Origin of the sequence: Mycobacterium sp. E2462 (assembly GCF_001672685.1) — a bacterium.
Classification (GTDB): domain Bacteria; phylum Actinomycetota; class Actinomycetes; order Mycobacteriales; family Mycobacteriaceae; genus Mycobacterium.
Genome location: NZ_LZKC01000105.1, coordinates 1 through 7,579, shown reverse-complemented (window position 1 = coordinate 7,579; position 7,579 = coordinate 1). Strand labels below are relative to the sequence as shown.

Annotated in this window: 9 protein-coding genes; 3 read left to right on the top strand and 6 right to left on the bottom strand. The window is 68.7% G+C overall.

Annotated features, from left to right (window positions below; genetic code table 11):
• The 6 genes from A5714_RS04975 to A5714_RS04950 all read right to left on the bottom strand — a co-directional run.
• Positions 1 to 356: FAD-dependent oxidoreductase (locus A5714_RS04975; RefSeq protein ID WP_156747177.1), on the bottom strand; the 356-nt coding region annotated here is incomplete at its 3' end.
• A gap of 960 nt (positions 357 to 1,316) precedes the next feature.
• A complete protein-coding gene (locus tag A5714_RS04970; RefSeq protein WP_068283340.1) occupies positions 1,317 to 1,940 on the bottom strand; it encodes a hypothetical protein in 624 nt (207 codons plus the stop codon).
• A 5-nt stretch (positions 1,941 to 1,945) separates the two neighbouring features.
• Positions 1,946 to 2,617 carry a TetR/AcrR family transcriptional regulator gene (locus A5714_RS04965; RefSeq protein ID WP_068283339.1) on the bottom strand — a complete coding sequence of 224 codons (672 nt, stop codon included), beginning with the start codon at positions 2,615 to 2,617 and terminating at the stop codon, positions 1,946 to 1,948.
• A 7-nt stretch (positions 2,618 to 2,624) separates the two neighbouring features.
• On the bottom strand, positions 2,625 to 3,773 hold the full coding sequence (locus A5714_RS04960; RefSeq protein ID WP_068283333.1) for an acyl-CoA dehydrogenase family protein: 1,149 nt from the start codon (positions 3,771 to 3,773) through the stop codon (positions 2,625 to 2,627).
• Between the two features lie 23 nt (positions 3,774 to 3,796).
• Positions 3,797 to 4,981 carry an acyl-CoA dehydrogenase family protein gene (locus tag A5714_RS04955; protein WP_068283328.1) on the bottom strand — a complete coding sequence of 395 codons (1,185 nt, stop codon included), beginning with the start codon at positions 4,979 to 4,981 and terminating at the stop codon, positions 3,797 to 3,799.
• 15 nt (positions 4,982 to 4,996) lie between these two features.
• Positions 4,997 to 5,743, bottom strand: a complete 747-nt coding sequence (locus A5714_RS04950; protein ID WP_068283325.1) for an SDR family NAD(P)-dependent oxidoreductase — start codon at positions 5,741 to 5,743, stop codon at positions 4,997 to 4,999.
• Between the two features lie 118 nt (positions 5,744 to 5,861).
• On the opposite strand from A5714_RS04950, the gene A5714_RS04945 reads away from it, so the two are divergent.
• The 3 genes from A5714_RS04945 to A5714_RS04935 all read left to right on the top strand — a co-directional run.
• Positions 5,862 to 6,227: a DUF3054 domain-containing protein gene (locus A5714_RS04945; RefSeq protein ID WP_068283323.1), complete on the top strand. Its 366-nt coding sequence runs from the start codon at positions 5,862 to 5,864 to the stop codon at positions 6,225 to 6,227.
• 7 nt (positions 6,228 to 6,234) lie between these two features.
• Positions 6,235 to 7,113, top strand: a complete 879-nt coding sequence (locus A5714_RS04940) for an SAM-dependent methyltransferase (RefSeq protein WP_068283344.1) — start codon at positions 6,235 to 6,237, stop codon at positions 7,111 to 7,113.
• On the top strand, positions 7,110 to 7,579 hold a 470-nt coding region (locus tag A5714_RS04935; RefSeq protein ID WP_068283321.1), incomplete at its 3' end, for a GNAT family N-acetyltransferase. The genes A5714_RS04940 and A5714_RS04935, both read left to right, overlap by 4 nt.

Below are 7,579 nucleotides of genomic sequence, written 5' to 3'. Positions count from 1 at the left end.
TCGTCGTGGCCGAAGTAGGACTGCTGCGCGCCGGCCGCCACGATGAGGCTGTCGAACGGCGTTTCGGTGTCCATGCCCATCAGGTGGGACTTGACGGTCTTGGTCCCGAGGTCGATGGCGGAGACGTCGCCCCACAACACCCGGACGTTCTTCTGCCTGCGGAGCACCAGGCGGGTGGTGGGCGCGATGTCGCCCTCGGACAGGATGCCGGTCGCGACCTGGTAGAGCAGCGGTTGGAAGAGGTGGGTCGTGGTCCGGGAGATGAGCGTGATGTCGACGTCGGCGCGTTTGAGCGCCTTCGCCGCCGTCAGCCCGCCGAATCCGCTTCCGATGATGACGACACGATGGCGCGCCATAGCTGCCCCTCCTGTTGGCCTAGTTCCGCAGCACGACCTCCACCCTATGACGTCGGTCGAGACGCAGTGACGGAAGTCACCAGGAACGGGTGCGGCGGCCCGTGCCGCCATGGTTTGCGGGGCCGGCGCGGCTCGGTGGCGGGGCGGGGCGCGCGGCGGCCGCAGCCGTCACAGGGAGCATTGGCGGGTCGCCGTGCCGGTCGGCCTCGGGTGGCGCGTGGCCAGGCGGGCGACGTGAAACAGCGTGGAAGGCAACGTCGTTGGAGATCGAGCACGGAGATTGACCGCGCGTTCGCGGGTCGTTGCCGCGCCCGTGCTCTCGGCGAAACACCTTGCCGCCCAGCCAAATGCAGGCGCTGGCAATGGCTTCACCGACCGCGGCGAACTGCGGTGCTGACCTACGAGCGATAGGCCCCGCCTTCCGGCGGGGCCTATCGACACGGCATCAGACGCAGGTTAAGCCGGGACCGCAGTCGATCGTGAGCGGTATATCGCACGCCGACATGGCGGGTGCGGCAAAGGCGAGAACCAGCGCGAGGACGATTTTGCCGGTACGACGTGACATATCAGAACCCCCTTCGTTTTCGGGAGACCATTCTCTGGATGCCCGATGCGAGAAGCATACGCTGCTATTGAACAGACGCCAACACAATTCTTAAAAATTTGCCGGCTACCCGTGTGCGCGCGGTTCGGCTTGCCGACAACGTGTTTCGGCCTGGTGGCGGGCCAAAGGCAATGAATATAAAAGGCAAAGAAAAAGTGACCGTTAACTGCGCTGGTTCGGTTGTAGCGCTAACATCGAACGCCCATTCTGGCCTGCGCGGCGCGCCATTGCCGGCCACATTGAATTCAATTCAAAAGCGCATTGCCTCGTTCGGCGCCGCGTGCTGCCGTCGGGCTGCGGTTCTGTCCGCGCGAAAAGGGCCCAGCCTCAGACGGTTTCGCGGCGGGGCGCGGACCCTAGAAGGGCCACCCGTTGGCGTCGGTTTTGTACTTGGCGTTGAGGTCGCTGCAGAAGTCCGAAGCGGTGCCGGCGAGGAAGATGTAGTAGACCTCGCCGTTGCGTCGGGTCTGATAAGAGGTCGGAGTGGTCCAGCCGTTGTTGCACATCGCGGATTCGCCGCCGGCCGCGGTGCGCCGCCAGTTCGTCTTCGCGCAGCTGCTCAGGTCGTCGACGTTGGGGGTGGCGCTCTTGGCCGCGATCAACATGGCGCCTCCCCATTGCCCGTCGTTGCGCCGGTAAGCGCGGGCGCCGAAGCCGGCATTGTTGGTCTGGCATGCCAGTGCCCGGCGCAACAGCGTGAAGGGGGCCGCGAGCTGTTGGTTCGATACGGCCGCGGCCGCGTTGATAAATTGGGCGGCGTCCGAGCCGTCGACCTCCTGGATGACGCCCGGGTTGCTGAAGCTGAACAGCTGGGCAGAGATTCCCGAAGCCGCGCCGCCGCCGATGATCGGACCGCCGCCGCCGGACGTCATGGCGGGCAACGTGACCGCCGGGTCGGCACCGGCTGTCGGCAGCCCGGCCAGCGCGCCAACGGCCAGCGCGGCGAGGGCGTGGCGCGCCCGGTACCCGGTGAATCTCATGGGTCTTATTCCAGCATGCGCGCGTATTCGGCGCGACGGTTGTCGCGAATCAGTGCGTGCAGCAGGTGCCGGGTCTGAAGCCGGATGTAGTCCTCGACGCTGTAGACCGGCTTGAAGTGCCAGTGCTTGAGGGCCCACCCGTGGGCCAGCATCGAGACGTTGTAGACGGCCAAGTCGACGTCGACGGCGCGGAACACGCCGGCCGCGATCCCCGCCTCGATCACCGTGCGTAGCGGTGCGGCACTGGCGATTTCGAGTTCCTTGATGCGCGCGCGGTCGGGCGCCGCGAGGGTCCAGCTCTCCCGGTAGGTCAGCACCACCCCGTCGCGGTTCTCGTCGACGATCTCAACGTACCGACGGATACCGGCGGTCAGCTGGTCGACGACGTCGTCGCCCGCGGCGTCCATGACCGGCGCCAGCTGATCGCGGAACACGTCGAGGATCCGCACGATGGTCGCCAGCAGCAGGTCCTCCTTGCCGCCGAAGTACCGGTAGATGAGGCCGACGCTGACCTTGGCCTCGGTGGCGAGGTCCTGCATCGACATCTGGTGAAAGCCGGTCCTTCCCATCACCTTCACCGCGGCGTCGAGCAGCTGGCGGCGGCGCGAGCTGGCCCGCGCCGCCCGGACGGCCTCCTCGACCGGCAGGGAGCCGTAGTCGCCGACGTCGGTGCTCACGGCTGCCTCAGATGCCCAGGTCCTTGGCGATGATGGTCTTCATGATCTCGTTGGTGCCGCCGTAGATGGTTTGGATGCGGGCGTCGACGAACGCGCGGGCCACGCTGTATTCGCGCATGTAGCCGTATCCGCCGTGCAGTTGCAGGCATCGGTCGGCCGTGCGGACCTGCAGATCGGTGGTCCACCATTTCAGCCGGGCGGCCCGCGCGGCGGTGAGGCCGCCGGCGAGGTGTTCGGCGAGGCAGTCGTCGAGATAGGTTCGGGCGACGTCTATTTCGGTCGCCAACTCGGCGAGTACGAACTGGCTGTGCTGGAAGCTGGCGATCGGTGTGCCGAACGCCTTACGGTCGCGCACGTAGTCCAGCGTGTCGGCGAGAATGCCTTCCGCGGCGGCGACCGCTCCCACGCCGAGCGCGAGCCGCTCTTGCGGCAGGTTTCGCACCAGCTGGTAGAACCCGCTGCCCTCCTCACCGAGCAGGTTCTCGGCGGGCACCCGCATGTCGGTGAAGGTGAGCTCGCTGGTGTCTTGGGCGTGCAGGCCGATCTTTTCCAGGTTGCGGCCGCGCTGAAAACCCGGGGTGTCGGCGTCCACCACCAACAGCGACAACCCCTTGTGCCGATCCGGGGAGGTGCGCACCGCGACGACGAACAGGTCACCGCTTTGCCCGTTGGAGATGAACGTCTTGGCGCCGTTGACGACGTAGTCGGCGCCGTCGCGCACCGCGGCGGTGCGGATCCCGGCGAGGTCGCTGCCCGTGCCGGGCTCGGTCATCGCGATGCCCAGCACCGTCTCACCGGTGACCACGCCGGGCAGCCACCGCTGTTGCTGCTCGGGCGTCGTCAGGTCGGTGAGGTACGGCAGCACGATGTCGTTTTGCAGGGTGAACGCGATGGATTCCGCGGCCGCCCCCGCCCGCTGCAGCTCGTCGATCACGATCGCGTTGTAGCGGAAGTCGTGGACGCCGGGACCGCCGAGGCTCTCGGGTACCGAGAAGCCCAACAACCCGACCTTGCCGGCTTCGACGAACAACGACCGGCCCCACTGCCCGTCGCGTTCCCAATCCTCGTGGTGCGGGACGACGGTCCGGCGCACGAAATCCTGGACCAGGTCCCTGAACTGGTGATGTTCCAAGGTGTATTCCAGGCGTGCGGGCACCGAACTGCTCCTTCTAGTGACGGTCAGCGGAAGGCGTCGCTGCCGGTGAATGCCTGGCCGAGGATGAGCTGGTGCATCTCGGGCGTGCCTTCGTAGGTCAGCACCGATTCCAGGTTCACCATGTGCCGGATCACCGGGTACTCCAGCGATATGCCGTTGCCGCCCAATATGGTTCGCGCGGTGCGGCAGATCTCGATCGCCTCGCGCGTGTTGTTGAGTTTGCCAAAACTGACTTGTTCGGGCCGCAGCCCGACGGTGTCTTTGAGCCGGCCGAGGTGCAGCGACAAAAGTTGGCCCTTGTGCAGCTCGACGGCCATGTCGACCAGTTTGGCCTGAGTCAGCTGGAACCCGGCGATCGGGCGGCCGAATTGGGTGCGCTGCGTGGCGTAATCGAGGGCCGCCTGCCACGCCGAGCGCGCCGCGCCCATCGATCCCCAGATGATGCCGTAACGAGCCTCGGACAGACACGACAACGGTCCCCGCAGGCCGGTGGCGCCGGGAAGGATCGCGTCGGCGGGCACCCGGACGTCGTCGAGCACGAGCTCGCTGGTGATGGACGCCCGCAGCGACAGTTTGTGGTGAATGGTGTTGGCGGTGAACCCGGCCGTCCTGGTGGGGACGACGAAACCGCGGATGCCGTCGTCGGTGGCGGCCCACACGACCGCCACGTCGGCAACCGATCCGTTGGTGATCCACAGCTTGCGGCCGTTGATCACCCAGTCCGATCCGTCCCGGCGGGCCCGGGTCTTCATCGCGGCGGGATCGGATCCGATGTCGGGTTCGGTCAGCCCGAAACAGCCGAGCAGCTCGCCCGCGGCCATCGCGGGCAGCCACTCCTTCTTCTGCTCCTCCGAGCCGAACTTCCAGATTGCGAACATCGCCAGCGAGCCTTGCACCGAGACCATGGAGCGCAGTCCGGAGTCGGCGGCCTCCAACTCGGTGCACGCCAGCCCGTAGTGCACGGCCGAGGCGCCGCCGCAGCCGTAGCCCTTCAGGTGCATGCCGAGCAGCCCGAGCTGGCCGAACTGCTTGGCGAGCTCGCGCACCGGCAGATCACCGATCTCGAACCACTCGGCCACGTGCGGGAGGACGTGCTCGGCGCAGAACTGCCGGACGGTGTCACGGACCGCCAGCTCGTCGTCGGACAGCGAGGCGTCGAGCCCCAGCGGGTCGAAGCGGTCGAAGGCAGGCGGTGTCTGAGTGCTCATGTTTGCAGCCTGCCACTAACCTGCCATGGTCAAACCACCGCTGACGCTGATCACCTGTCCGGTGATGAACGACGCGGCGTCGGAGGCGAAGAACAACACCGGCGCGGCGACCTCCTCGGGGCGGGCCAGCCGACGGAACGGGATGGCCTTGACCAGCGCTTCCTTGAGCTTCTCCGGCTGCGCGTGGAACAGCGGGGTGTCGGTCGGCCCCGGGCACACGCAGTTGACCGTGATCTGGTGGCGGGCCATCTCCCGGGCCAGCGATTTGGTCAGCGCGATGACGCCGCCCTTGGCGCCGGCGTAGATCGATTCGCCGGCGCTGCCGACGCGGCCGGCATCGCTGGCCAGGTTGACGACGCGCCCGCCGGCCTGCGCGTCGATCATCCCGGGCAGGAACGCGGCGCAGACGTGCACCGGCCCCAGATAGTTGATGGCCACCACCTTCGCGGCGAATTCCGGTGTGGCGTTGAGGAATTGATCAGTGCGGTCCCAGCCGGCGGCGTTCACCACGACGCGGGGCACGCCGACCTCGGCGTGCGTCCGGTCGCGCAGCGTCTGCACCTGCGCGGCGTCGGCCACATCCACGGGCAGGGCGGTGATGAGCTCGGGTCGCTCCCTTGCCGTCGCGCCCGCGGCCGCCTCGTCGAGGTCCGCGGCGATGACCCGGTGGCCCTGCGCGGCGAACGCCAGCGCGATCGCCTTGCCGATGCCCGAACCGGCGCCGGTCACCACCGCCGTCGTGCCGTGTGAATGCTCGTTCATTGGCGACGAACTTACGTTCACCGCGAATGCGGGGTCAAGGGTGCCGGTGCCACCGCTAAGGGGTCAGCGCAGTTCTGCCCGTCTCGGCGGCCCGGCGGCCGCCCGGTAGTCTCGCGGCATGCGTAGGCTCCGGCGGCCGGCCTGGCTCGCGGTGGACGTCCTCGGGGTGCTGGTGTTCTGCGCGGTCGGGCGCCGCAGCCACGCCGAGGGCATCACCGTCACCGGGGTCGCCGCGACGGCGTGGCCGTTTCTCGCCGGGACCGCCGTCGGGTGGGTGGTGTCGCGCGCCTGGCGCGCGCCGACCGCCGTGCGGCCGACCGGGGTGGTCGTCTGGCTGTGCACCGTGATCGTCGGCATGGTGCTGCGCAAGGTCACGTCCGCCGGAGTCGCCGCGAGCTTCGTGGTCGTGGCGGCGTCGGTCACCGCGCTGCTGTTGGTGGGCTGGCGAGCGGCCGTCGGGCTCGCTCTGCGGCGCAAAGCCTGAGGTGACCATGGCGGCGGTGGCGGCGGTGGGCGTGCCCGCGACGTTTGCTGCCGCGGTGCGGGCCGCGGCCACCAGCAAGGGAACGCTGAACGACCCGTACGCCGAGGCCCTGGTGCGCGCCGCCGGCATCGAGTACTTCACCCGCCTGATCGAGGATGAGGTGTTCGCGGCGGACGACGGCGTGGCGACGCCGGGCCTCGCGGCGGCGTTGGCCGCGCACACCCGGTTCGTCGACGGTTATCTCGCCGACGCGGGCCGGGCCGGTATCCGCCAGGTGGTGCTGCTGGCGCCGGGGCTGGACACCCGGGCGTTTCGGCTCTGGTGGCCGCCGGGAACGACCGTGTACGAAGTTGACCGGCCCGAGGTGCTCGATTTCAAAAGCGTTGTGCTGCAAGGTCTTCAGGCGCAATTGACCGCACACCGCCGCGGCATCGGCATCGATCTGAACGCGGACTGGCCCGAGGCGCTGCGGCGGGTGGGCTTCGACGCCGCGCTGCCGACGGTGTGGGTGGCCGAGCAGCTCTTCGTCGGATACCTGACGCCGGAAGTCCAGGACCGGGTGCTCACCCACCTCACCGCCGCCAGCGCCCCCGGCAGCCGTCTCGCCGCCGATCACCTGCCCGTGTGGAGCCCGTTGCAGCTGGAGGCCGAACGGGACTTCGTCGACGGCTGGCGCCGCCGCGGCCTGGACGTCGACCTGGCCAGCCTGACCCACCCCGGCGAATACCGTTACGTGCCTGATTATTTGACGGACCGCGGCTGGGCCACCGTCAAGCGCCGCGTCGACGAGGTGTGCGCCGCCGTCGGCGCGGCGACGCCGCGACGCGACCGCGCGGGCCACCCGGCGTTGATTCCGGAATACGTCACCGCGGAGGTGACGGCGTGACGACCGAGCCCGGCCGGCTTCGGTTCGTGTCGGCGGCCCACAACGACCCGCTGGCGGAGCCCCTGCTGGCCGAGCTGGCGGTGGAGTACGCCGAGCGCTACGGCGGCACGCCGAGCACCCACCTCACGTGGTTGCCGGTGCCCGAGGCCGAGTTGGCGCCTCCCGACGGCGGACTGTTGATCGGCGTGCTGGACGGCGTGGCCGTCACCGGCGGTGCGTTTCGGCGCTACGACTCACAAACCGCCGAGCTGAAACGGATTTGGACCGACAGCGCGCACCGGCGACGCGGGTACGCGCGGACGTTGCTGGCGGCGCTCGAGGCGGAGACGGCCGCGCGCGGCTATCGGCGGATCTACTTGATCACCGGCAACCGCCAGCCGGAAGCCGAATCGCTCTACGACGCAACGGGGTACACCAGGGTGCCCCCCGACCCGATACCGAACTGGGGACCGTTCCGACCGATCGC